The sequence below is a fragment of the Agromyces sp. NPDC029043 genome (assembly GCF_055564615.1).
This window is the reverse complement of record NZ_JBVHVX010000010.1, coordinates 13,932-37,539: the sequence shown is the minus strand read 5'-3', so window position 1 is coordinate 37,539 and position 23,608 is coordinate 13,932. Positions and strand designations below refer to the sequence as shown.

Annotated in this window: 18 protein-coding genes and 1 tRNA gene; 7 read left to right on the top strand and 12 right to left on the bottom strand. The window is 71.7% G+C overall.

Annotated features, from left to right (window positions below; translation table 11 throughout):
• Positions 1-90: 90 nt before the first annotated feature.
• Positions 91-1,365 carry a pyridoxal phosphate-dependent aminotransferase gene (locus tag ACZ4TW_RS13520; RefSeq protein ID WP_465543247.1) on the top strand — a complete coding sequence of 425 codons (1,275 nt, stop codon included), beginning with the start codon at positions 91-93 and terminating at the stop codon, positions 1,363-1,365.
• Here the strand turns inward: ACZ4TW_RS13520 and ACZ4TW_RS13515 are convergent.
• The 4 genes from ACZ4TW_RS13515 to ACZ4TW_RS13500 are packed head-to-tail and all read right to left on the bottom strand — an operon-like array spanning position 1,344 to position 5,592.
• Positions 1,344-2,327 (bottom strand): glycoside hydrolase family 43 protein, encoded by a 984-nt coding sequence (locus ACZ4TW_RS13515; protein WP_465543246.1) that lies wholly within the window; start codon positions 2,325-2,327, stop codon positions 1,344-1,346. The genes ACZ4TW_RS13520 and ACZ4TW_RS13515 overlap by 22 nt on opposite strands.
• Positions 2,328-2,333: 6 nt before the next feature.
• A complete protein-coding gene (locus ACZ4TW_RS13510) occupies positions 2,334-3,233 on the bottom strand; it encodes a carbohydrate ABC transporter permease (protein WP_465543245.1) in 900 nt (299 codons plus the stop codon).
• Positions 3,230-4,282 carry a carbohydrate ABC transporter permease gene (locus ACZ4TW_RS13505; protein WP_465543244.1) on the bottom strand — a complete coding sequence of 351 codons (1,053 nt, stop codon included), beginning with the start codon at positions 4,280-4,282 and terminating at the stop codon, positions 3,230-3,232. The genes ACZ4TW_RS13510 and ACZ4TW_RS13505 overlap by 4 nt, the downstream gene beginning before the upstream one ends.
• Positions 4,283-4,284: 2 nt before the next feature.
• Positions 4,285-5,592 (bottom strand): ABC transporter substrate-binding protein, encoded by a 1,308-nt coding sequence (locus ACZ4TW_RS13500; RefSeq protein WP_465543243.1) that lies wholly within the window; start codon positions 5,590-5,592, stop codon positions 4,285-4,287.
• 178 nt (positions 5,593-5,770) lie between these two features.
• Here ACZ4TW_RS13500 and ACZ4TW_RS13495 point away from each other — a divergent pair, with 178 nt between their 5' ends.
• Positions 5,771-6,766 (top strand): LacI family DNA-binding transcriptional regulator, encoded by a 996-nt coding sequence (locus ACZ4TW_RS13495; protein WP_465543242.1) that lies wholly within the window; start codon positions 5,771-5,773, stop codon positions 6,764-6,766.
• A gap of 67 nt (positions 6,767-6,833) precedes the next feature.
• Positions 6,834-8,657: a glycoside hydrolase family 2 protein gene (locus tag ACZ4TW_RS13490; RefSeq protein WP_465543241.1), complete on the top strand. Its 1,824-nt coding sequence runs from the start codon at positions 6,834-6,836 to the stop codon at positions 8,655-8,657.
• Here the strand turns inward: ACZ4TW_RS13490 and ACZ4TW_RS13485 are convergent, their stop codons facing one another.
• On the bottom strand, positions 8,658-9,488 hold the full coding sequence (locus tag ACZ4TW_RS13485; RefSeq protein ID WP_465543240.1) for a carbon-nitrogen hydrolase family protein: 831 nt from the start codon (positions 9,486-9,488) through the stop codon (positions 8,658-8,660).
• Between the two features lie 27 nt (positions 9,489-9,515).
• Positions 9,516-10,163 (bottom strand): cyclodeaminase/cyclohydrolase family protein, encoded by a 648-nt coding sequence (locus ACZ4TW_RS13480; protein WP_465543239.1) that lies wholly within the window; start codon positions 10,161-10,163, stop codon positions 9,516-9,518.
• 62 nt (positions 10,164-10,225) lie between these two features.
• Between ACZ4TW_RS13480 and ACZ4TW_RS13475 the strand changes: the two genes are divergently transcribed.
• Genes ACZ4TW_RS13475 through ACZ4TW_RS13465 form a run of 3 tightly spaced genes read left to right on the top strand, consistent with a single transcriptional unit; the run spans position 10,226 to position 13,267 of the window.
• Positions 10,226-10,939: a helix-turn-helix transcriptional regulator gene (locus tag ACZ4TW_RS13475; protein ID WP_465543238.1), complete on the top strand. Its 714-nt coding sequence runs from the start codon at positions 10,226-10,228 to the stop codon at positions 10,937-10,939.
• Positions 10,940-10,961: 22 nt separating this feature from the next.
• Positions 10,962-11,459: a hypothetical protein gene (locus ACZ4TW_RS13470; protein ID WP_465543237.1), complete on the top strand. Its 498-nt coding sequence runs from the start codon at positions 10,962-10,964 to the stop codon at positions 11,457-11,459.
• Positions 11,456-13,267, top strand: coding sequence for a glycoside hydrolase family 15 protein (locus ACZ4TW_RS13465; protein WP_465543236.1), 1,812 nt, complete (start codon positions 11,456-11,458; stop codon positions 13,265-13,267). The genes ACZ4TW_RS13470 and ACZ4TW_RS13465 overlap by 4 nt, the downstream gene beginning before the upstream one ends.
• A gap of 69 nt (positions 13,268-13,336) precedes the next feature.
• On the opposite strand, the gene ACZ4TW_RS13460 is transcribed toward ACZ4TW_RS13465, so the two are convergent.
• From ACZ4TW_RS13460 to ACZ4TW_RS13445, 4 genes are all read right to left on the bottom strand, one after another.
• Positions 13,337-13,413 (bottom strand) — tRNA-Met (locus ACZ4TW_RS13460).
• Between the two features lie 48 nt (positions 13,414-13,461).
• Entirely contained in the window at positions 13,462-14,325 is an 864-nt protein-coding gene (locus ACZ4TW_RS13455; protein ID WP_465543235.1) for a class I SAM-dependent methyltransferase, read from the bottom strand.
• On the bottom strand, positions 14,325-17,237 hold the full coding sequence (locus ACZ4TW_RS13450; RefSeq protein ID WP_465543234.1) for a UPF0182 family membrane protein: 2,913 nt from the start codon (positions 17,235-17,237) through the stop codon (positions 14,325-14,327). Before ACZ4TW_RS13450 ends, ACZ4TW_RS13455 begins: the two co-directional genes overlap by 1 nt.
• A gap of 131 nt (positions 17,238-17,368) precedes the next feature.
• Positions 17,369-18,466: a YlbL family protein gene (locus tag ACZ4TW_RS13445; RefSeq protein ID WP_465543233.1), complete on the bottom strand. Its 1,098-nt coding sequence runs from the start codon at positions 18,464-18,466 to the stop codon at positions 17,369-17,371.
• 157 nt (positions 18,467-18,623) lie between these two features.
• On the opposite strand from ACZ4TW_RS13445, the gene ACZ4TW_RS13440 reads away from it, so the two are divergent.
• Complete coding sequence (locus ACZ4TW_RS13440; protein ID WP_465543232.1) at positions 18,624-20,009, top strand: zinc-dependent metalloprotease; 1,386 nt, start codon at positions 18,624-18,626, stop codon at positions 20,007-20,009.
• Between the two features lie 778 nt (positions 20,010-20,787).
• Here the strand turns inward: ACZ4TW_RS13440 and ACZ4TW_RS13435 are convergent.
• Together ACZ4TW_RS13435 and nudC are read right to left on the bottom strand one after the other, a co-directional pair.
• Positions 20,788-22,599, bottom strand: coding sequence for an ATP-dependent helicase (locus tag ACZ4TW_RS13435; RefSeq protein ID WP_465543399.1), 1,812 nt, complete (start codon positions 22,597-22,599; stop codon positions 20,788-20,790).
• Positions 22,596-23,582 (bottom strand): NAD(+) diphosphatase, encoded by a 987-nt coding sequence (nudC, locus tag ACZ4TW_RS13430; RefSeq protein WP_465543231.1) that lies wholly within the window; start codon positions 23,580-23,582, stop codon positions 22,596-22,598. Before nudC ends, ACZ4TW_RS13435 begins: the two co-directional genes overlap by 4 nt.
• Positions 23,583-23,608 lie beyond the last annotated feature (26 nt).

Here is a 23,608-nt window from a genome sequence, read left to right as displayed (position 1 = left end):
GCGGATTCTATGACCTGGCTGTGCCGGGGCCGGGAACCGCCCGGGCGCCCACGCAAGCGTATCGGCCGTACCGTGACGTACGGTGTGAGCGTGGACGGCATCCCCTCCCCCCGATCGGCACCCTGGCAGCGCACGGCCGCAGGTGCCGGCCTCCTCGCCCCCGACGGCACGGTCGCCGCGACCGTGTTCGCCGAGATGAGCGCGCTCGCGACTACGACCGGCGCGATCAACCTCGGCCAGGGCTTCCCCGACGAGGACGGCCCCCGCGAGGTCCTCGACGCCGCGCGGGAGGCGATCGCGACGGGCGTGAACCAGTACCCGCCGGGGCCGGGCATGCCGGTGCTGCGCGAGGCGATCGCCCGTCACCAGCACCGCTGGTACGGCCTGTCCGTCGACCCGATGCGCGAGGTGCTCGTCACCGCGGGCGCGACCGAGGCGCTCGCCGCCACGATCCTCGCGTTCGTCGACGACGGCGACGACGTCGTCACGTTCGAGCCCTCCTACGACGCCTATGCGGCGCTCGTCGCGCGCGCGGGCGGCCGCCATCGCACGGTCCCCCTCCGGTTCCCCGACTGGCGCCCCGACCTCGACGAGCTGCGCGCCGCCGTGACCGATCGCACGCGCATCATCCTCGTCAACTCGCCCCACAATCCCACGGGCGCCGTACTGGATCGCGAGGCCCTCGAGCTGGTCGTCGAGCTCGCGCACCGCCACGACGCACTGATCGTGACCGACGAGGTCTACGAGCACCTGGTCTTCGATGGCGAGCACACGCCCATCGCGACGCTGCCGGGGGCGTGGGAGCGCACGATCTCGATCTCCTCGGGCGGCAAGACGTTCAACACCACCGGCTGGAAGATCGGCTGGGTGACGGGGCCCGCCGACCTCGTGACCGCGGTGCTCGCGGTCAAGCAGTACCTGACGTTCGTCAACGGCGCGCCGTTCCAGCCGGCGATCGCCGCCGGGCTCGACCTCCCCGACGCGTTCTTCGCGGGTGCCGCCGCCGCGCTCGCCGCCAAGCGCGACCTCCTGGTCGCGGGCCTCGAGGCCGCGGGCTTCGCCACGTCCGTGCCATCCGCGGGCTATTTCGTCGTGGCGGATGCCGCGACCCTCGGCGAGCCCGACGCGCAGGCGTTCTGCCGCGACCTGCCGCGCCGCGCGGGCGTCGTTGGCGTGCCGGTCAGCGCCTTCGTGCATCCGGACCGGCGCGATTCCGTGCGCAGCCTCGTGCGGTTCGCCTTCTGCAAGCGGCGCGAGGTGCTCGAGGAGGCCTCGTCGCGGCTCGCGGCGCTCCGCTCCTCACCAGGCGGGCGCGCCCATCGTTCGGCGGCAGCTGTCGCCGATCAGGGCCCGATCCGCGGCTGACCGTCCGACCACTCGAGGGGCAGGCGGTGAACCCGGCGCTCGAGCAGGTTCTCGTCCCAGGCGTGGAAGACGAGCAGGTCGGCGCCGTCGAGCGAGACCACGTCCTGGCCGCCCGGTCCGACGCCGGCCCCGTCGAGGTCGTCGGTGGCGACCAGCGGTTGGGGATCCTTGCTCCATGGTCCGTCGAGGGATGGCGCAGACGCGTGCCCGATCGCATACCGCCCGTCCGCGTAGGAGTTCGCCGAGTAGAAGAGGTGATACGTCCCCTCGCGCTCGATGAGCGTGGGAGCCTCGACGAGGTCGCCCTCCCAAGGCAGGTCCTGCTTCAGCAGGCGCCGCGCCGGGCCGGCGAGGGCCAGACCATCCGGCGTCAGCGGTGCCAGCTGCAGCCAGGTGTCGAGGCCGCAGCAGTTGCCGTCGTTCTTCCACAGCAGGTACCGCGTTCCGTCGCCGTCGGCGAAGGTCGAGGCGTCGATCGCTCCCCCTTCGTCTTCCGGGCACACCAGCATGCCCGGCCCGGCAATCTCGTACGGGCCTTCCGGCGTCGATGCCGTGGCGACGCCGATGCACTGCAGGGCCGGCGAGAAGTTCGTCGCCGTGAAGTACATGACGAAGCGGTCATCGGCGAACTGCGTCACCTCGGGGGCCCACGTCTTTCCGGGGATCACCCAGGACGGGAGCTCGGGCATCGCGTCCTCCTCCGAGACGGTCCATTCCTCGAGATCGTCCGACTCCGCGAACCGGACGTTCCTCATGCTGTCGTTCGTGGCGAAGAGGAAGTGCCGGCCGTCGACGGACAGCACGTCCGGGTCCGGGAAGTCGTCGTCGATGATGATCGAGGCTGTGCCGGTTTCAGCGGGCTCGGCACTCGCCTCCCCGGACGGCGTCGAGGAGGTCGCGCAGCCCGTCAGGGCGACCGCCGTCACGGCGGTCGCCCCGAGGACGAGTGCGCTGCGCGCCATCCGCACTCAGCCCTTCAGCCCGGATCGGGAGACGCCGGCGATGATGAAGCGCTGAAGGAAGACGAACAGCAGCAGCACCGGTACGCTCGCGATCACCGCGCCGGCCATCAGCAGGTCGTACCGGACCGCGTTCGCGGATTGCAGGGTGCTGAGCCCGGCCGGCAGCGTCTGCACGTCGGCGCTGAACAGCACGTACACCGGCCAGAGGAAGTCGTTCCAGTTGGTCAGGAACGCCAGCAGCGCGAGCGTCGCCATCGCCGGCTTCGACAGGGGCAGGATGATCTTCAGGAAGATGTCCCACCGGTTCGCACCGTCGAGCAGCGCCGCCTCCTCGAGCTCGTCCGGCAGCGACAGGAAGAACTGCCGCATGAAGAACACGCCGAACGCAGAGGCCGCCGTCGGGACGATGATCGCGACCAGCGTGTTCAGCCATCCCAGTTCGGAGACGATCAGGTAGTTCGGGATGATCAGGATCACCGGAGGGATCAGCAGCGTCGCGATCACGATGGCGAATACGACCCCTCGGCCGCGGAACGTCATCCTCGCGAGCGGGTATGCCGCCAGCGATGCCGTGACCACCACGAGCGCCGCGTGCAGCACCGCCGCGATGAGGCTGTTGGCGAACCAGACGAGCACCGGGGTGTCATCGGCTCCCAGGATCGCCTCGTAGGCCTGCGTCGTGAAGGGATCAGGGATCCAGCTCGGTGGGATGCTCGTGGCATCCGCTCGCGTCTTGAACGAGGTCGCCAGCATGAACAGCACGGGGCTGATGTAGAGCAGCGCGAGCAGGCCGAGGAGGGCGTAGCGAACCACCACTACCCAGGTGCGCGTTCGGCCGCTCCGTTCGCCGCCCTCGCGCACGGGGGCCGCAGCCGTCTCGGTGCGCGGTTCGTCGGTCGCGGTCATCGCACTGCTCCTGCCTGTACGGGCGACTCGGCCTGGTCACGCTCGGCCGTCAGCACCTCGGGCGGGATCGGCTTTTCCTTCCTCTCGCGGAACGACCAGAACACGATCACGCTGATGATGAGGAGGAACAGCGTGAGCACGTAGCTCATCGCTGCGGCATCCCCCATCTGGAAGTTGCGGAGGCCGGTCTCTGCGATCTGGTAGATCGCCGTCCGCGTCTCCCGGCCCGGTGCGCCCTGCGTGATGATGTAGGACTGTCCGAACATGTTCGCCGAGGCGATCAACGTGTTGATCGTCACGAAGGTGAGGATCGGCCGGAGCCCGGGCAGGGTGACGTTCCGGAACTTCTGCCAGCCGTTCGCGCCGTCGACCTCGGCCGCCTCGTAGAGCTCGGCCGGGATGTCCTGCAGCGCGGCGAGGTAGATGACGGCATTGAAGCCGAGCGTCCACCACACCGTCACCCCGACGAGCGCCACCCAGGCGGCGGGCACCGACGTCGTCCACGCGGTGTCGTCGGGAAGACCGAACAGCCCGAGGTAGAAGTTGACGAGGCCGATGTTGCTGTCGAGGAGGTAGCGCCACAGGAGGCCGATGACCGCGACGCCCAGCACGTAGGGCGCGAAGTAGACGGCACGGAAGAAGTTCCGGCCCGGGAACGACTTGTTCATCAGCAGCGCGACGAGCAACGGCAGCACCAGCAGCAGCGGCACGCTGAAGAGCGTGAAGATCGCGGTGGCGCGCATCGACAACCAGAACGCGCCCGACGTGACCGAGCCCGGGTCGAAGAGATCGGCGTAGTTCTCGCCGCCGACGAACGGTTGGTTCGGCAGGGTGTAGTCCCAGTTGTGCAGGCTGATCCAGAGGCCGAACACGGACGGCACGATCACGAACACCGTGAACAGCAGCAGGTACGGCAGCAGGAAGAGCCATGGGGTGAAGGGCTTGGGCCGGGTCGGTGCTGCACCGCCACGGCGGGCTGCGACCAGGGCGGATGCCGCGGCGGGCGCCTCCGATGCGAAGGCGCCCACGCGCGTCTGGGCTTGGGACACGATCAGCCGCCGAACGTCTCGAGGTTCTCCTGCATCAGCTGCGTCGCACGATCCGCTTCGCGGGAGAGCGCCTCTTCGGGAGAAGCCTTGCCGAGCATGGCGTCCGCGACGGCGATCTCGAGCGTCTCGGCCTGGACCGCTCCCAGTCCGGGGACCGCGGGAAGGAACCGCATGTTATCGATCTGCTCGGCGATCGGCGCCTGAACCGTGCCGCCGATGACCTCGTCGCGCACCGACTCGCGAGCCGGGATCATGCCCGCCTTGGCCCACTCGTCCGAGTTCTCGCTCATCCAGGCGATGAAGACCTTCGCCGCGTTCGCCTTGTCATCATCGGGCTGTGCCTGCCGCGGCAGGAAGAACTGGTGCGAGTTGGCCCAAACCGCCGGGTCTCCGGCGAGCGCGGGAACCGGCGCGGCCGCGAACGGCAGGCCCGAGTCCGTCAGGTCGTTGATCTGCCAGATGCCGTCGAACGTGATCGAGGTCTCGCCGTTCTTGAAGGCGACATACTGCGAGTCGATCGCCACGTCGCTCGGGCTGTAGCCTTCGTCGACCATCGACCGCAGCCACGTCAGCGCCGCGACGCCCTCGGGCGAGTCGAAGGTCGCCTCCGAGCCGTCCTCGGCGTACGGCTCACCGCCGCCCTGCCAGATCAGCGAGAGGTCGATCAGGTGCGCCGGCCACAAGCTCGGTGCCCAGAACGGGGTCGCGAATCCGGCAGCCTGCAACTTGGTCAGCGCCTCCTCGAAGGAGGCGGCATCCGTCGGCGGCTCGGTGATGCCCGCCGCCGCGAAGTGATCGGTGTTGTAGTACATCGCCAGCGAGTGCACGTCGAGCGGGATGCCGTAGCGCGCGTCCTCGTAGACGGCGGCGTCCCAGACCTCGTCGCTGAAGTCGTCACCGCTGAGCTCGAGCTCGTCGGCGAGGTCGTCGACGGGCACGATGACGTTCCGGGCGGCCATCGTCGCCAGCTGGTCGACGTGCATGACGCCGACGTCCGGGCCCTCGCCGGCCGTCACCGCGGCGGGCAGCTTCTGGTAGAAGTCGGACCAGTCCTGCGTCGTGTTCTCGATCTTGATGTTGTCGTGCTCGGCCATGAAGTCGTCGACCATCTGCTGCATGAACGGTCCGTCACCGCCCGTGAACCCGTTCCAGTACTGCAGGGTCACCTCGGGCCCGTCGTATTCGCCGGTGAACTCCCCGCCGGCGCTCTGGTTCGACTGCCCGCCGCCGCATCCGGTGAACACCACCGCTGCCGTGGCGGCGAGCGCAGCACCCTTCGCCAATCGCGTGAACCGAAGCCTCTTGCTCACAACGTCCTCCTCATTGAAAACGGCCGGACCTGCCGGTGCCGACATCCGCCACCGCGACTGCGGCGACGCAAACCCAAATGTACAGCGCTGTAAAGATCTGTCAACCCCCTTGCGGCTGGCCCGGAGGTCCTACACTGTTCGTCGGGATCGAGGGGAAGGCATGGGTCGAGTACGGCTGGTGGATGTCGCTGAGCGCGCCGGAGTGTCCATGAAGACGGTCTCGAACGTGGTCAACGGCTACGCGCACGTCCAGCCGGCGCTTCGTGCGCGTGTTCAAGCGGCGATCGACGAACTCGGTTACCGGCCGAACCTCACCGCTCGCCGGCTCGCGACCGGACGCACCGGGATGATCGCCCTCGCGATGCCCGAGATCGACCACCCGTACTTCGCGGAGATCGCGAGCCATGTCGCCGATGTCGCGTCGCGGGCGGGCCTGCGGGTGATCATCGAGCAGACACTCAACGATGCCGCCGCCGAGCAGGCGGTGCTGCGCGACCGCGAAGCGGGCCTGGTGGACGGCGTCATATTCCAGCCGACGCGGATGGCCACTCTCGACATCGCACGGCTGCACGACGACCTCCCACTGGTCCTGCTCGGCGAGATCGAGGCCCCCGTCAGCACCGACCACGTCATGATCGACAACGTCCGCGCCGCGCACGACGGCGTCCTGCACCTCCTGGCACTGGGGCGGCGGCGCGTGGCGTTTCTCGGGCTCGTCCCCGGAGACATCACGGTGACCAACCGTCGTCGCCTGCTGGGATACCAGGAGGCCCTCGTCGGCGCCGGGATCGCGCCCGACCCCGGGCTCGTACTCATGCCCGATGGATTCGCCTCCCTCGACGCCGAGGCGGCCGTCGCCGCGGCGATCGGTCGAGGGCTCCAGTTCGACGCCATCCTCTGCCGCGACGACCGCTTCGGCGCCGGAGCCCTGTCCGCCTTGCGTCGGGCGGGGATGCGGGTGCCGGAGGACGTCGCCGTCGTCGGGTGGGACGACACGGCCATCTCCGCCTATACGGCTCCGACCCTCACGTCGATCGCGCCCGACAAGCGCGCCCTCGCCGCCCAAGCGCTGGAGCTGCTCGAGCAGCGCATGTCGGGACACCACGGACCCGGCAGGCACGTGATCGTCGGGCACGCCATCGCCGTCCGGGAGAGCGCGCCCGCGGCTGAATGAACCGCCCGGGTCGTCAATCGATCACCACGACTTTACAGCGCTGTACAAATGGGGGATCATTCCTCGCATGGACATCACGACGACGCGCGCCTCCCTCCAGGACGGCACCTATCCGCGGCCGCAGCTCATGCGTCGGAGGTGGACCGACCTCAGCGGCCCGTGGCAATTCGCCTTCGACGACGAGGAGCTCGGCCTCGAGCGGGGTTGGCAGACCGGTGAGATCGAGCTCGACCAGTCGATCGTCGTACCCTTCCCGCCGGAGGCGCCGGCGTCCGGTATCGGCGACACCGGGTTCCACCACGTCGTGTGGTACCGACGTGTCGTGACCGCCGCCGAACTCGAGGGAGCTGGTCGCGATGATGACGACTCCGTCGTGCTGCTCCACTTCGGTGCCGTCGACTATCGCGCGCAGGTGTGGGCCGAGGGCCGGTTCCTGGGCGGCCACGAGGGCGGCCACACGCCGTTCGCCCTCGCGCTTCCGGCGGAACTCGCCGCGCGCGACTCGATCACCATCGTCGTCCGCGCGGAGGACGACCCCGCCGACGTCGCCCAACCGCGGGGCAAGCAGGACTGGCTCGAGGATCCCCACGTCATCTGGTACCACCGCACGACCGGGATCTGGCAGCCGGTGTGGCTCGAAGCCGTGCCGAGCCAGCGGGTCGAACGGCTCACATGGAAGGCCGACGTGCCGAGCGGCACCGTCGACCTCGCCGTCCGACTCTCGGGGCGACCCCGTCCCGGCACTCGGATCGAGGCCGACCTCCGCTACGAGGAGATGCCGCTCACCTCCATCTCGGTCGCGCTCACCGAACCCGAGCAGGTACTCACACTCCACCTTCCCCATCAGCGGAATGGACAGGGATACGAGGTGCTGCTGTGGTCGCCCGAGCACCCGCGGCTCATCGACGCGAGCATCCGCCTCGTCGACGAGCAGGGCCGGACGATCGACGAGGTGGAGTCCTACCTCGGCCTGCGCAGCGCAGCGACGCACGGCCGGCGTTTCCTGCTCAACGACCGCCCCTACTTCGTGCGATCCGTCCTCGAGCAGGGCTACTGGCCGGATACTCACCTGGCGGCGCCGAGCGCCGGCGCCATCCGAGCAGAAGTGGAACTGATCAAGGAGCTCGGCTTCAACGGGGTCCGCCTGCACGAGAAGGCCGAGGACCCGCGGCTGCTGTTCTGGGCGGATCGCCTCGGGCTGCTGGTGTGGGGCGAGATCGCCAGCGCGTTCGAGTTCGCGCCGCGCGCCATCGAGCGGACGGTCCGCGAATGGATGGACATCATCGCCCGCGACGCATCCCACCCCTCGATCGTCACCTGGGTCCCCGTGAACGAGAGTTGGGGTGTGCAGCACGTCGCGCACGACCCGTCGCAACTGCACTACGTCCGTGCCCTGTATCACCTCACCAAGGCGCTCGACGGCTCGCGTCCCGTCGTCTCCAACGACGGATGGGAGCACGCGGAGTCCGATCTGCTCACCGTCCACGACTACGCCGGGACGGGTGCAGAACTCCGGAGGACCTACGACGAGACCACCTTCGTCGACCGGCTCGGCGAGATCGGCCCCGCGGGTCGTCGCCTGGTCCTACTGCCCGTCGACGGACCGACGCCGATCATGGTGAGCGAGTTCGGCGGCGTCTCCTACTCGCCCGACGGCGACGACGACTCCTGGGGCTACACGGTCGCCCGGTCTCCCGAGGAGTTCGAGGCGCAGCTCGCCGACCTCATCGGCGCGCTGCACGACTCCCCGCTGCTGTCGGGGTTCTGCTACACGCAGCTGACCGACACGCGCCAGGAGACGAACGGTCTCACGGACGAGCACCGCCGCCCGAAGCTGCCCGTCGAGCGGATCCGAGCGATCGTCACGGGCGTACCCGCTCCGTCGGCCTGATCACGTCCGGTCGTCGGGCCGCTCGGTGACGGCGAAGCGGCGCAGCGCGAGCGCCGGGTTGAGACGGCGCACCGCGGCGATGCGCTCGGCCGACAGCCAGGCGAGCGCGACCTCCTCCTGCTCGCCGACCGTGGCGAGCTCGACGCCCATCGGGTCGACGATCATGCTGTTGCCCGCCCCGACCGGGGGCGCGTGGTCGGCAGCGACGACGTAGCAGGTGTTCTCGAGGGCGCGCGCGGTCGTGAGCGTGCGCCAGTGCGCCTCCTTGAGCGGGCCGCGCACCCACTCGGCGGGCATGCAGATCACGTCGGCGCCGGCGTCGACGATGCGGCGGGCGACCTCGGGGAAGCGCACGTCGTAGCAGGTCTGCAGGCCGAAGCGGAGATCGCCGACCGGGAAGGTCTCGGGCTCGGCGATGTCGCCGGGCGCCACCCACTCCGACTCGCGCTGGCCGAAGGCGTCGTACAGGTGGAGCTTGCGGTACCGCGCCACCACGCCCCCGCCGGGCGCGACGGCGACGACCGTGTTCGCCACGCGCCGCTCCCCCTCGAGCCGTTCGATCAGGCCGGCGACGAGGTGCACGTCGAGGCGCTCCCCGAGGTGGGCGAGGGCCGCGGTGAAGGCCCCGTCGACGGGCTGCGCGGCGGCGAGCCACTCCTCGCCGGGGGTGGGCGTGAACCAGCTGGAGTACTCGGGGAAGACGACCACGCGGGCACCGCGGCCGGCGGCCCGCTCGGCCAGGCGGGCGATCGACGCGAGGTTCGCATCGGCGTCGTCGGTCGGTGCGAACTGCGCCGCGGCGACCGCGAGCTGCGTGCCATCCGTCTGCATGCCCCAAGCCTAGGCGGCGCGCCGTCCTCACTCGCCGGCGGGCGCCGAACGCGATGGATGCACTCGGGCACGCACGCGATCGACGATCGCCTGGAGGTCGTCGGTCGTGGCCTCGAGCTGCTCGAACGCGTCGAGCAGGTCGGACCGTCCGGTGCCGGCCTCCGCGGCGAGCAGGAGGTCGGTGCAGACGTTCAGCGCGGCGGCTCGCGTGCTGGCGGCGAGCGTGGCCGCGGCGACGCCGACGTCGGCCAGGAGCAGGGTGCCGGTGTCGTCGACGAGTTCCTTCAGCACCGGCACGAGGCTCGCGGCGAAGCGGCCGAGCGCCGCAGACGACTCGGCGGCCGCGATGCCGGCCTCCCGCCTGGCGCTCGACCGGTCCGCGGCGTCCTCACGTCCGTTGGCCTCGGCGAACCCCGCCGACGCGGCCGTGTCGCGGTCGGCCATGTCGGGCGCGGCCTCGCGGATGGCGGCGGAGAACGCCTCGAGGGTCCGTCGCCGCACCTCCGCGTCGGGTGACTCCGCGGTGGCGCGGTGCGCGACGACCATCTCGGCGAGCGCGGCCGCCATCCCGGCCATCAGCGCGGCCGCGGCGCCGCCGCCCGGCGTGGGTCCGGTGGAGGCCAGGGCGTGCAGCCACTCGGAGATGGGCTCGTCGGCCGTGAGTCTGCGATCCATGACTCGAGGGTATGCCCCGGTCTTTCATCGACGTCCATCGGTTTTAGAACTAGACTGGGGATGTGGAGACCGACCGGTCATCGAACACGAGCGCCGCACGCGGGCGGCGCATCAGGGCGATCACCGCCCTGTCCGACCCCGCGCGCCTCGCCCTGTACGAGTTCGTCTCCCGCAGCTCCGAGCCGATCACGCGCGACGCCGCCTCGGCGGCGGTCGGGCTGTCGCGCAGCACGGTGGCCTTCCACCTCGACCGGCTCGCCGACGAGGGCCTGGTCGAGGTGCGCTACCGGCGGCTGAGCGGTCGCACCGGTCCGGGAGCCGGACGCCCGTCGAAGCTGTATGCGCGCGCCGACGGCGAGGTGAGCGTCTCGCTTCCCGAGCGGCAGTACGACCTCGTCGGCGAGCTGCTGGCGAGCGCCATCGAGGAGGCGGGCGCGAGCGGCGCCGACGTGCAGGCGACGCTGCACGACCTCGCACATCGGGAGGGCCGCGAGCTCGCCGACGGCAGCCCGACCCTTCTGTCCGCGCTCGAGGGCCAGGGCTACGAGCCTGCCGACGACGGCGACGACGTGGTCTTCGGCAACTGCCCGTTCCATTCGCTCGCGCAGCGCCACACCGACCTCGTGTGCGGGCTCAACCGCGCCCTCGTGGGGGGCATGGCCGAGGTCGTGCCCGGCGCCGGCGAGGTCGTGACCGACCCGGGTGCCGGCAGGTGCTGCATCCGCCTGCCCGGAGCGGCCGCCACTCGGCACGCGAGCACGCCCGGCGGGACGTGACGCGAGCCGGGATGGAGCGACCGTGCTGCTGCTCGAGGTGGACTGGACCGGATGGCTGCTCTGCGGCCTGCTCGCCACCTCCGCGTTGACCGCCGTGATGATCGGCGCCCAGCTCGCCGGCCTCACGCGACTCGACCTGCCGCTCGTGCTCGGCACGCTGTTCACCGAGGATCCCGATCGGGCGCGTGTCGCCGGCTTCTTCCTCCACCTCGCCGCCGGCCAGGTCTTCGCGCTCGGCTACGCCGCGACCTTCGCCCTCGTCGGCGTCGCGACGTGGTGGCTGGGCGGCCTGCTCGGCCTGCTGCACGTCGCGGTCGCGCTGCTCGTCATCCTGCCACTGCTGCCGGGCGTGCATCCGCGCATGGCGTCCGAGCGCGCGGGCCCGAGCACGACCGCCGTCCTCGAACCGCCCGGCCTGCTCGGCCTCAACTACGGCTACCAGACCCCGGTCGTGGCGATCGTGGCGCATGTCGTCTACGGCTGCGTCCTGGGCCTGCTCCTGCAGGCGGGGGTGGGGTGAGCGCCACGCCGATCGCCGAGTACGGGCTGCTCGGCGACACGCGCACCGCGGCCCTCGTCTCCGGTGACGGGTCGATCGACTGGCTGTGCCTGCCGCGCTTCGACGGGGCACCGGTGTTCGGCCGGCTGGTCGGAGGCCCGGAGTCGGGCGCGTTCCGCGTGGGGCCGGCGGGCCGCGCCATCCGGGTCGACCGCCGCTACCGCGGCGACACCGCGACGCTGCAGACCACGTGGCGAGTGGACGACGCGCACCTCACCCTCACCGAGGGGATGATCGCCGAGGTGGGCGCGCGACTGCTCCCGTCGATGCTCCTCGTCCGACGCGTCACGGTGGAGGGATCGGAGGCCGACGTGGTCGTGCAGTTCGACCCGCGGCTCGGCGCGGCGCGAGCGGCGCCCCGCGTGCGGCACGACGGCGGGGCGGTCGTGTGCTCGTGGGGCTCCCTCGCGCTGATCCTCACGACGTCGCGCCCCTCGGCCGTGCGGCCGGGAGCAACGCAGGCCGTCCGGCTGCGACCCGGCGAGCACCTCACGCTCGCACTCGGCATGGCGCACCACGAACCGCTCGTGCGGGTCGACGCCGACGCCGCGTGGACGGCGCTCCTCGACGACGAGCGCCGGTGGCGCGCTTGGTCGTCGCGCATCGACCACGACATCCCGTTCCGCGATGCGGTCGTCCGCAGCGCGCTGACGCTGCGCCTGCTCACCTACTCCCCCTCGGGCGCGCCGGTCGCGGCGCCGACGACCTCGCTGCCCGAGCAGCCGGGCGGCATCCGCAACTGGGACTACCGCTACGCGTGGCCGCGCGACGCGAGCATCGGCGTGGGGGCGTTCCTCGGCATCGGCGACGACCTCGACGCGCATCGGTTCCTGTGGTGGCTGCTCCACGCGAGCCGGCTGCAACGGCCGCGACTGCCGGTGCTGGTGACCCTGGACGGCCGCCCGGCGCCGCGCGAACGGGTGCTGCCCGGCTGGCCCGGGTACGACGGGAGTCCTCCCGTGCGCGTCGGCAACGCGGCGGCTGCCCAGCACCAGCTCGACGGGTACGGGTGGGTGCTGGATGCCGCGTGGCAGATGGCTCGCCGCGGACGGCCGCTGCATGGCGAGACCTGGCGCACGATGCGCGGCTACGCCGACCTGGTCGCCGAGCGCTGGCGCGAGCCCGATGCGGGCATCTGGGAGGTACGCACGGGCGGTGCGCAGCACGTGCATTCGAAGCTGATGGGATGGCTCGCGCTCGACCGCGCGCTGCGGGTCGCGGAGACGCACCGCGTGTCCGAACGCACGCGCCGACGGTGGCGCGAAGCCCGCGACGAGATCGCGTCAGAGGTCCGGGCGCGCGGGTTCGACCCGGCGATCGGCGCCTACACGCGCACCTACGGCGGCGACGACCTCGACGCGGCGCTCCTCGCGGTCTCCTGGCTGGGCTTCGACGACCCGCACGGACCGCAGGTCGTCGGCACGGTCGACGCCGTCCGTCGCGGTCTCTCGGCCGGCGGCCCGCTGCTCTACCGGTACCCGCCCGGCCGGGACGGCCTGCGCGGCGGAGAGAACGCGTTCCTGCCCTGCTCGTTCTGGCTCGCCCGGGCCCTGGCCGAGACCGGCCGCGCCGATGCCGCGGCCGACGTGTTCGCCGACACGCTGGCGCTCGGCACGCCGCTCGCGCTGTTCGCCGAGGAACTCGACCCCGCCACCGGCGCGCACCTCGGGAACTTCCCGCAGGCGCTCACGCATTCGGCGCTGATCGACGCCGCTCTGGCCCTTCGGACCGCCCGGGCACCGCGACGGACCGCGGCCGTGCGCGGGTGAGGCGCTCCGGTCGACGAACCGCAGAGAAGAAGAGGCCGGTACCGGATCTCTCCGGTACCGGCCTCTCTCTGGTTGCGGGGGCAGGATTTGAACCTACGACCTCTGGGTTATGAGCCCAGCGAGCTACCGAGCTGCTCCACCCCGCGGCACAAGAGATAACACTAGCACGGGTACCGGAGTCGGTCGAATCGAGCTCAGCGCCCGGGCGCGTCGCGCCTCGCCACGACCTCGTACGACAACGGCAGCCACGACTCCGCGGGCCAGCCGTACATGCCGTCGCCCTTCGGCACGGTGATCGGGAAGATCTGCCAGGGCACCTCCGCGTGCTCGGCGAACTCGTCGACGACGAGGCCGGCGTCGCGCAGTGCGCGGAGCACCTCGCTGAGCGGATGGATCCACTCGATCGTCTTCGCGTTCTCGAGACGCGCCTCGGGGTCGGCGTAGTCGCTGGGATCGTCGAACTCGATCACGTCGGCCGAGGAGTACGGGAACGAGAACTCCGGGAGTCCGCCCCGCCCGCCGTCGCCGTCGAACACGTACGCCGCCGGATGACCGTCGGCGAAGTACAGCCGCCCGCCGGGCTTGAGGAACCAGGCGACGATACGCGCCCACTCCGCGACATCCGGAAGCCACCCGATCGTGCCCCAGGTCGTGAAGACGAGGTCGAACGACTCGGTCTCGGGGAGGCGGTGCCGCGCGTCGTACACGTTCGCCTCGACGAAGCGCGCCCGGTCGGCGACGCCGAGCTCCTCCGCCATCCGCCGGGCCTCCTCGACGGCCGGGCGCGAGAAGTCGAGCCCCACGGCCGTGGCGCCGGCCTGCACGAGCGAGAGCGTGTCGGAGCCGAAGTGGCACTGCAGATGCAGGACCCGCACGCCGGCGAGCCCGTCGGGGAAGAGCCGCGCGATGCCCGCCGCGGCGAGCGGGTCGAGCACGCTCCCGCCGGCGCGGAGGCGCGCGCGGTCGTACATCTCGGAGGCGACGTGCACGGGCACGCGCTCGTCCCAGTTCGCCCGGTTGCGGTCGAGCCAGTCGCCGCCCGTGAGCTCGACCCCCATCAGCCTTCGGCGGGCGCCTCGGTCGCGGGAGCCTCGGTCGACGGGACCTCGGCGGCCGCGCCCTGGTCGGCCAGCACGACGAGCTCGGAGATGATCTCGGCGAGCTCGGCGTCGGCCTGGCCGTAGGCCGCCCAGTCGCCCGCCTGGAGCGCCTGCTGCTTGTCCTGGAGCACCTGGCGGGCGCGGTTCAGCAGCGCCTGCAGCTCGGTGTCCTCCGTCGCGGGCTGGTCGGTCCCCTCCTCGGGCGGCGTGCCCGGCTCGGTGGGTTCGACCTCCTCATCGCCGGCCGCCGCTCCGGAATCGCCGCCGAAGAGCACGTTGAGCGCCTCGTCGAGGGTGTCCTGGAACGCGATCTGGTCGCCGAACGCCACGAGCACCTTCTGCAGCAGCGGGTAGCTGGTCTCACCCGTCGAGCGGACGTACACGGGCTGGACGTAGAGGAGGCCGCCGCCGACGGGGATGGTCAGCAGGTTGCCGTTGATGACGTCGGACTGCCCCTGCCGCAGGATGTTCAGCTGCGCGGAGATCGACGTGTCGCCGTTGAAGCGGTTCTGCACCTGGCCGGGTCCGGGCACGTTGTCATCCTCGGGCAGGTTCAGGAGCCTGAGCTTGCCGTAGCCGTCGGAGCGCTCACCTGCCTCGGAGCCGGCGTTGGAATCGACCGCGAGGTAGCCGCGGAGCACGTTCCGACTCGCCGTGCCGCGCGCCTCGGGGATGAACGTCGAGTAGATCGAGTACGTCGGCTCATCCTGGCCGGGCATCTGCATGCTCAGGTAGTAGGGCGGCTGCAGCAGCGTGGACGCCTGGCCCTGCGTCGGGTCGAGGGGCGTGGTCCACGCGTCCTCGCGCGAGTAGAACGCGTCGGCCTCGGTGACGTGGTAGCGGCCGAGCACGGCGCGCTGCATCTTGAACAGGTCGGCCGGGTAGCGCACGTGGCTCATCAGCTCGCCCGACATCTCGCTCATCGGCTCGATGGCGGCCGGGAAGACCTTCTGCCAGGTCTGCAGGATCGGGTCCTCGGCGTCCCACGCGTAGAGCCTGACCGAGCCGTCGTACGCGTCGACGGTCGCCTTGACCGAGTTGCGGATGTAGTTGACCTCGTCGAAGGCGAGCGGCTGCTGCACGCCTTCACTGTCGGAGATCGCCTCGCTGTAGCTGACCTTGTTCGAGTACGGGAACTGGTCGGAGAGCGTGTATCCGTCGACGATCCACACGACGCGCCCGTCGACGACCGACGGATACGTGTCGCTGTCGAGCGTGAGATACGGAGCGACCTTCTGCACCCGCTCGATCGGCGACCGGTCGTAGAGGATCTGCGACTCGTTGCTGACCTGGTCGGAGAGGAAGATCTGCTCGGACTGGAACTTCAGGGCGTACACGAGCTTCGTGAAGAGGTTGTCGAGCTGCGGCCCTCCGTCGCCGGAGAACGTCGTCTGCTGCGGCTCACCCTCGCCACCGGCCGGGAAGTCGAGCTCGATGGGCTGCTCGCCCTCGGGCGCGCCGACGATCGAGTAGTCGGGCGAGTTCTCGCCGAAGTACACGCGCGGCTCGAACTCGGGCAGCGTGCCCGCCGACGGGATGCCCGACTGGATGAAGACGGGCTGTCCGTCGCTCGAACGCTGGTTGCCGGCCGCGGCGACGAGCCCGTACCCGTGCGTGTAGACGAGGTGGCTGTTGAACCAGGTCTGCGCGTCGCCGAGCCCCTCGAGGTTCAGGTCGCGGATGGCGACGACCGTGTCCTGCATCTGGCCGTCGATCTCGTACCGGTCGACGTCGAGCGTCTCGGGGAACTGGTAGTACTGGCGGAACTGCTCGAGCTGCCGGAAGGCCGGGCTGATGACCGCCGGGTCCATGAGGCGGATGCTCGCGGTCGTCGCGGCATCCTCGCGGAGGGCGCCGGGCTCGGCGTCGGTCTTGGCCTCGTAGGGGATCTCCTCGATGTCGTCGACGCCGAACGCCTCGCGCGTGAGGTCGATGTTGCGTTGGATGTACGGCGCTTCGAGGGTCCGCGCGCTCGGGTCGACCTGGAAGCGCTGCACGACCCACGGGTAGAGCGAGCCGATGAGCAGGCTCGACACGACGAGCAGCACCGCGCCGATGAGGGGCAGGCGCCAGCGCCCGAGGATCGCCGTGATGAGGAAGAGCACGGCCACCACGGCGGCGATCACGGCGAGGATCTGGCGCCCTGGGATCGTCGCGTTGACGTCGGTGTACGACGCGCCCGTGATGAGCGAGCCGGCCTCGGTGACGGTGGCGTACTGGTCGAGCCAGATGCTGATCGCCTGCAGCAGGAGGTAGAGGCCCGCCGTGATGGCGATCTGGATGCGCGCGGCCTTGGAGATGACGACCTCGCGACCGCTGACCCGGATGGCGCCGTAGAGGTAGTTGGTGGCGATGACGAGCAGGCCCGACAGCAGCACGACCGCCGAGGCGAAGCCGACGATCGATCGGTAGAAGGGCAGCTCGAACACGTAGAAGCCGACGTCGAGGCGGAACTGCGGGTCGGTCGTGCCGAACGGCGTGCGGTTCAGCCACACCAGGACGGAGTCCCATCGACTGGCCGTCGAGACGCCGGCGAACACGCCGAGCACGATGGGAATGCCGTACATCGCGAGCCGGCGCAGCGGCTCGAAGATCTCCTGGTAGCGGTCGAGCTGCGAGTTGAGCTTCGCGTACACGGGGCGCGTACGGTACGCGACCTGGATCGAGATCCAGACGGGCAGCGCCATGGCGGCGAAGCCGACGAGGAAGAGCACGATCCGCGCGATCCACTCCGTCGCGAGGACCTCGACGAACCCCAGCTGCTGGTACCACAGCACGTCGGCGTAGATGCCCGCGAAGACGAAGAAGGCGACGACCAGCGCGCCGACGATGCCGATCGTGATCGCGATCGGCGCGCGACGGCGCGGCATCCTCGGTTCCTGCGGCTGTGCTGTGGACACTCTCGGCCTCATTCGGGGTCGGGGCGGGGTCGATTCCCCATCCTAGGGTCGGCGCATGTGGAAAAGGCTGCGGGGCGGCTGGGCACCGGATAACGCTCAGGTCACGCAGCGCAGCGGGCGAAGTCGGAGGTGTCGCCGCCCTCCGCGACGGTCTCGACGACCGTGCGCGCCTCGTCGAGCGTCGAGACGGCGAACACCTCGAGTCCGTCGGGCACGTTGCCGGCGACCTCGTCGCAGTTCGCCTCGGGCGCGAGGAACCATTCGGTGCCGTGCTCGCTCGCACCCCAGAGCTTCTGGCGGATGCCGCCGATGCCGCCGACCGACCCGTCGGAGTCGATCGTGCCGGTGCCCGCGACCAGTTCGCCCCCGGTCATCGCGCCGGGCGTGAGCTTGTCGACGATGCCGAGCGCGAACATCATGCCGGCGCTCGGCCCGCCGACGTCGTCGAGCCGGATCTGCACGTCGATCGGGAACTCGTACCGCATGCGGACGCCGACGCCGAGCACCGCCTGCCCGCCGACCGATTCGGGCGTCGCCTCGAGCTCGAGCACTTCGCCGTCGCGCACCACGTCGAGCTGCGCCGGTGATTCCGTGCCGTGCTCGCCGAGCGCGGTGCGCAGCTCGTCGACCGAGTGCACCTCCGACCCGTCGACCGCGATGATGATGTCGCCCTCCTCGAGCACGCCCTCGGCGGGCGTGCCCTCGCCGACCCCGAGCACGACGACCTCGCGCGGGAACTCGTAGCCGAGCTCGACCAGCGCCGCGGCGATCGCATCCTGCTGCGAGTCGACCATCTGCGCCGTGTTCTGGGCGTTCCGGTCGTCTTCGCTGAGGCCGGGTGGGTACACCGTCTCGATCGGCACCACCGCGCGTCGCGGGTCGACCCAGGCGGCGACGACGTCGAGCCAGCCCGGCGTGCGGCCCGGACGGCCGACGGCGGCCACGGTCAGCAGGTCGAGCGAGCCGTCGGTGGGATAGGTCTCCTCCTCCGGGATCTCGATCAGCGGGATCTCCTCGCCGTCGACCTCGGTCGTTCCGAGCGTGTCGTAGATCGGCCCGGGCTGCTGGATCACGTAGGGCGACGGCAGCAGGGCGAAGATGAGGCCGATGACGACGGCGATGCCGACCGCGGCCCACCCGATGCGCTCGCGCCGCGACCGCGGGCTCGCCGCATCCGTCTCGGGCCCGAACAGCGACATGCCCCGACATCCCTTCCCGGGGCCCGCATGGCGACCCCACCGGGGCCGGCGCTGTTCGCGACGGGCGGACACCCGGAAGGTCAGCCTAGGCCATTTCCCGGGAAGGAAGCGGGGTGACGGCGGTAGCGTGGAATGCCGAACGAGGGAGGTGGCCCGAGTGGCCGAAGGCGACGAGGAACGCGACCGGAACCCGGAGGACGAGTTCCGCGACATGCTCCGCGAGCTGCTGTCCGGATCGGGCGGCATCGACCCGTCGAAGCTCGCCGACGCGGCAGGCCTGCCGAGCGATCCTGCGAGCCTCGCGGCCATCTTCAGCCAGCTCCAGCAGGCCATGCAACGGTCCGAGGACGAGGGCATCGACTGGTCGCTCGCGCTCCGGCAGGCCGAGCAGCGCGCGTCGGCCGGGCAACGTCAGGTGGAGCCGGGCGAGGCCGAGCGGCTCGACGCCGCGTTCGACCTCGCCGCGCTGTGGCTCGACGAGGTGGTCGACGTGACCGCGCTCCCCGGCACCCCCGAGCTCCTCACGCGGCGTTCGTGGGCCACGGCCACGCTGCCGATCTGGTCGCAGCTGGCCGAGCCCGTCGCGCTCAGCATCGCCGACTCGCTCACGCGGGTGATGAGCGAGCAGGCGCCCGAGGAGATGCGCTCCATGATCCAGGGTGCGAGCCGGATGATGCGGGGCATCGGCGGGGCGATGTTCGCCATGCAGCTCGGGCAGGTCGTGGGCCAGCTCTCGACCGAGGTGGTCTCCGGCGGCGACGTGGGCATCCCGCTGCTGGAAGACGGCCGGGCCGCACTGCTGCCGCAGAACGTGGCCGAGTTCGGCGAGGGCCTCGACATCCCCGGCGACCAGGTCGAGCTCTACCTCGCCGTGCGCGAGCTCGCGCACGCCCGGCTGTTCCGGCACGCCCGGTGGCTGCGACTGCACCTCATCACCGCGATCACCGCGTTCGCGCGCGGCATCGACGTCGACGTCGAGCGGCTCGAGGAGCTGGCCGAGGGCTTCGACCCGTCGAACACCGACGAGCTCCGCGACGCGGTGGCCAACGGTGCGCTGCTGCGCCCGAAGAGCCCCGAGCAGGAGGCGGCGCTCGCGCGCCTCGAGACCATGCTCGCGCTCATCGAGGGCTGGGTCGACGTGGTCACGGCGGATGCCACGGCTCGCCTCCCGAAGTCCGACGCGGTCGCGGAGACCATCCGCCGGCGCCGCGCCACGGGCGGTCCGGCCGAGTCCGCACTCGCGACGCTGGTCGGACTCGAGTTGCGCCCGCGCCGGCTGCGCGACGCCGCGGGGATGTGGCGGGCCGTGACGGAGGCCGTGGGCGTCTCGGCGCGCGACGCGCTCTGGACGCACCCCGACCTGCTCCCCACCGCGGCCGACCTCGACGATCCGGCACCCCTCGCGGCACGCCTCGCGGCCGGGGGCCAGGCCGCGGGCGAGGCCGACGCCGAGTTCGACGAGGCGCTCGAGGCGCTCCTGCGCGGCGAGCTGCCCGACGACGACACGCAGGGCGACGGCACGACGGGCGACGAGCGGGCCTGACCTGCCGAAGGGCCCCGGCCTGTGGACGAAGCCCGGCGCGGTCGGCTCGGCTGCGGCATGCTTCGAGGCATGACGCCGCGACTGGACCCCGCCCTCCCCCTCGTCTGGCGCTCGCCGCGCGAACTGCAGCTCGGCGGCGCACGTCCCGCGGCGGTGCTCGACGACCCCGGCGCCGCCGAGCTGGGGTTGCTGCGGGCACTGTCCTCCGGCGCGTCCGTTCCCACGCTCCGGACGATCGGGGCAGGGCTCGGTGCGACCGAGTCGGAGGTCGACGCGCTGCTCGGGCGGCTCGAACCCGCGTTGGCGCCCCAGGCGGCTCCTCGACGGTCCGCCGTGGTGGCGATCGGCGGGGACGCCGGGCCGGTCGCGTCGCTCGGAGACCTCCTCGCCCGGATGGGTCACCGCCCGGTGGACGCGGATGCGATCGACCCGGGCGAGGCCGACGCGGCCGTGCTGCTGGGCTCCTGGGTGGTCGCGCCCGGCGCGCACCTCCGGTGGCTCGCGGCCGACGTCCCGCACCTCGCCGTGGTGCACGACGAGCGCGGCGTCGAGGTCGGCCCCCTCGTGCGTCCGGGGTCGGGTCCGTGCCTCCGGTGCGTCCACCTGGCGCGACGCGATGCGGATGCCGCATGGCCGGCGATCGCCGCCCAGCTCGCCGCGACGGCCCCGCCGCCCCGCGCGGCGCGGGCCGAGCACGAGGCGCTCGCGCTCGCGGCATCCGTCGTCGACGACCTCGTGCACGCCGGTCGCACCGCACTCGACGCGGCGACGGTCGTGTTCAGCGACGCGGCGGGTTCGCCGCCACCCCGACCCCGCCCGCTCGAGGCGCATCCGGAGTGCGGATGCCGAGCTCTCGGAGGAACCGCGACGGCTCCCGTTCACCTCGATGCGCGGCGGCCCGCCCCGCCCAGCTCAGCGTCAGCCGCCGCCGTGCCCGCGTGAGGCCCACGTACAGCAGCCGGCGTTCCTCGTCGACCGCTTCCAGCCCGGTCGCGTACGCGATCGGCAGCATGCCCTCGGTGAGGCCGACGAGGTGCACCTCGTCCCACTCGAGGCCCTTCGCGGAGTGCAGCGTCGCCAGCGTCACCGCCGCGATTGCCGGTTCGTGCTGCGCCTCGGCGCGGGAGCGGAGGTCGTCGGCGAACGCGCGGAGCGTGGTGCCGGCCGGCAGGTCGTCGACGAGGCGGGCGATCGCGTTGAGCGACTCCCACCTCGCGCGGACCGCGCCCGGACCGGCGGGCGGCTCGACCGACCAGCCCAGCGAGCGCAGCACGTCGCTGACGGTCTTGAAGATCGGCTCGTCGCGCACGACCAGGGCCTCGGCGCGGATCGCATGGACGGCCTGCCTCACCTCGGGCTGGTCGAAGAACCGCTGCGCGCCCCGCACCCTCGTCGGGACGCCCACCTCCCCGAGCGCCTGCTCGAGCAGCGCCGACTGCGAGTTCACGCGCAGCAGCACGGCGACCGACTCGGGCGGGACGCCCGCATCGATCCGGTCCCGGATGCGAGCCGCGACGCCACGCGACTCGGCGAGCTCGTCGGAGTAGGCGATCACCTCCGGGGCCACGCCGTGCGGTGGCGGCGCTGGCGCCCGATGGGCGGGCGGTGCGTCGGCGCCGTCGATCGCGGGATCGCCTCCGTCGGGTGCCGACGCGACGAGCCGGAGCGCGCCCGGCCGGCCGCGCATCAGGCGGTTCGCGACCTCGACGATCTCGGGAGTCGAACGGTAGTTGCGTTCGAGCCGGACCAGCGTGGCATCCGGATACCGCCGCTCGAAGCCGAGCAGGTACTCCGCCGACGCGCCCGCGAACGAGTAGATGGTCTGGCTGGCATCGCCGACGACGCACAACTCGTCGCGGCCGCCCAGCCAGAGGTCGAGCAGCTGCTGCTGCGCGGGCGAGACGTCCTGGTACTCGTCGACGACGAAGTGGCGGTAGCCCTCGCGCACCTGCATCGCGACCGCCGGCTCGGACTCGATCATGCCCGCGGTGGCGAGCAGCACGTCCTCGAAGTCGATCATGCGCCGCTCGTCCTTGAGCGTCTCGTACGCCTCGACGAGCTCGAGCAGCTGGCCGGCGTCGAGCGCGCCGGGCGCGCCGCGGCTCGCCACTCGCGCTCGGTACTCGTCGGGCGACAGACCGGTGACCTTGCGCACCTCGATCTCCGCCGCGACATCCCGAAGCGTCGCGGTGTCGACCTTCAGCCTGCAGCGCTCGGCCGCCAGGCCCAGCAGCCGGCCCTTGAACTCGAGCACGCGCGGCGCCGGGCCGCCGACGACGATCGGCCAGAAGTGGTTCAGTTGCGCGAGCGCGGCCGCGTGGAACGTTCGCGCCGGCACGCCGCCCGCGCCGAGCGCGTGCAGCCGGCTCCGGAGCTCGGCGGCCGCGCGGTTGGTGAAGGTGAGCGCCATGACCCGGGACGGGTCGTACGCACCCGACGCCACGCCGTAGGCGATGCGATGCGTGATCGCGCGCGTCTTGCCGGTGCCGGCACCCGCGAGCACGCACACGGGCCCGTTCAGTGCCTCCGCCGCGATGCGCTGCTCGTCGTCGAGCGCGGCGAGCAGCGGATCGGTGGTCGGAGCCGTCACGACGTCGACCACGGCACGGACGACGCGAGCGGTCCGCCGTACCACCGCTCGAGCATCCAGCGCGCGATCGACGTCTCGCCGGGAAGGGCCATGCGTCCGAGCGCGGCCGTGAGCTCGTCGCGGTCGAACCAGCGCAGCTCGAGGATCTCCTCGCCGTCGGGAACGGCGGTCACGGGGGCGCCGTCGGCCACGCGGGCCCGGAACGCGCACATGAGGCTCGCGGGGAACGGCCACGGCTGCGACCCGAGGTACTCCACGCGGTCGACCGGGAGCCCGGTCTCCTCCGCGATCTCGCGCACGACCGCCGCCTCGAGCGACTCGCCCGGCTCGACGAAGCCGGCGAGGACCGAGAAGCGATCCTGCTGCCACATCGCGTTCGAGCCGAGCAGCACGCGGTCGTCGTCGTCGGTCACGATCACGATCACGGCCGGGTCGGTGCGCGGGAACCGCAGTCGATCCTCGGCGAGGCACCGTCGGGCCCACCCCGACGACACGACCTCGGTCGGGCTGCCGCAACTCGGGCAGAACGCGTGGGTCGCGTGCCAGTTCGCGAGCGCGACCGCCTCGATCGCGAGCCCGGCGTCGCGGTCGTCGAGCTCGATGGCGACCGTCCGCAGCCCGGCCCAGCGCTCGTCGGGTGCGAGCTCGCCGGCTCGGGCGTCGTCGAGGACCCAGGCCTCGACGGGACTTCCGGTCGGCAGCTCCTCGCCCGACCCGTCGAGCCCCGAGTCGAGGGTGCGGCCGAGGTAGCAGCGCAGCTCGGGCTCGGGGAGGGTCGACGGATGCCGCAGGCCGAGCGTGCGCGCGGAACCTCCGCCGCCGAGCAGCACGCGGCCGTCGCGGACGACGAGCACCCGCGCGTGGGCGTCGGCCCCGAACTCGCCCTGGCGTTCGAGCGACGTGCGGCTCGCGGCATCCCGGTCGAGGTGCTCGCGCGCGAGCGGCGGCGCGTCGACCGCGAGCGGCGCGTCGGGTTCGAGCACGGTGCCCCTCTCGCTTGCGGCCGGAG

Coding starts and splice junctions, on each gene's coding strand:
- ACZ4TW_RS13515 (WP_465543246.1), bottom strand. CDS start 2,327: ATGGCGCGCAGCGCACTCGTCCTCGGGGCGACCGCCGTGACGGCGGTC.
- ACZ4TW_RS13510 (WP_465543245.1), bottom strand. CDS start 3,233: ATGACCGCGACCGACGAACCGCGCACCGAGACGGCTGCGGCCCCCGTG.
- ACZ4TW_RS13490 (WP_465543241.1), top strand. CDS start 6,834: ATGGACATCACGACGACGCGCGCCTCCCTCCAGGACGGCACCTATCCG.
- ACZ4TW_RS13485 (WP_465543240.1), bottom strand. CDS start 9,488: ATGCAGACGGATGGCACGCAGCTCGCGGTCGCCGCGGCGCAGTTCGCA.
- ACZ4TW_RS13480 (WP_465543239.1), bottom strand. CDS start 10,163: ATGGATCGCAGACTCACGGCCGACGAGCCCATCTCCGAGTGGCTGCAC.
- ACZ4TW_RS13455 (WP_465543235.1), bottom strand. CDS start 14,325: ATGGGGGTCGAGCTCACGGGCGGCGACTGGCTCGACCGCAACCGGGCG.
- ACZ4TW_RS13450 (WP_465543234.1), bottom strand. CDS start 17,237: ATGCCGCGCCGTCGCGCGCCGATCGCGATCACGATCGGCATCGTCGGC.
- ACZ4TW_RS13445 (WP_465543233.1), bottom strand. CDS start 18,466: ATGTCGCTGTTCGGGCCCGAGACGGATGCGGCGAGCCCGCGGTCGCGG.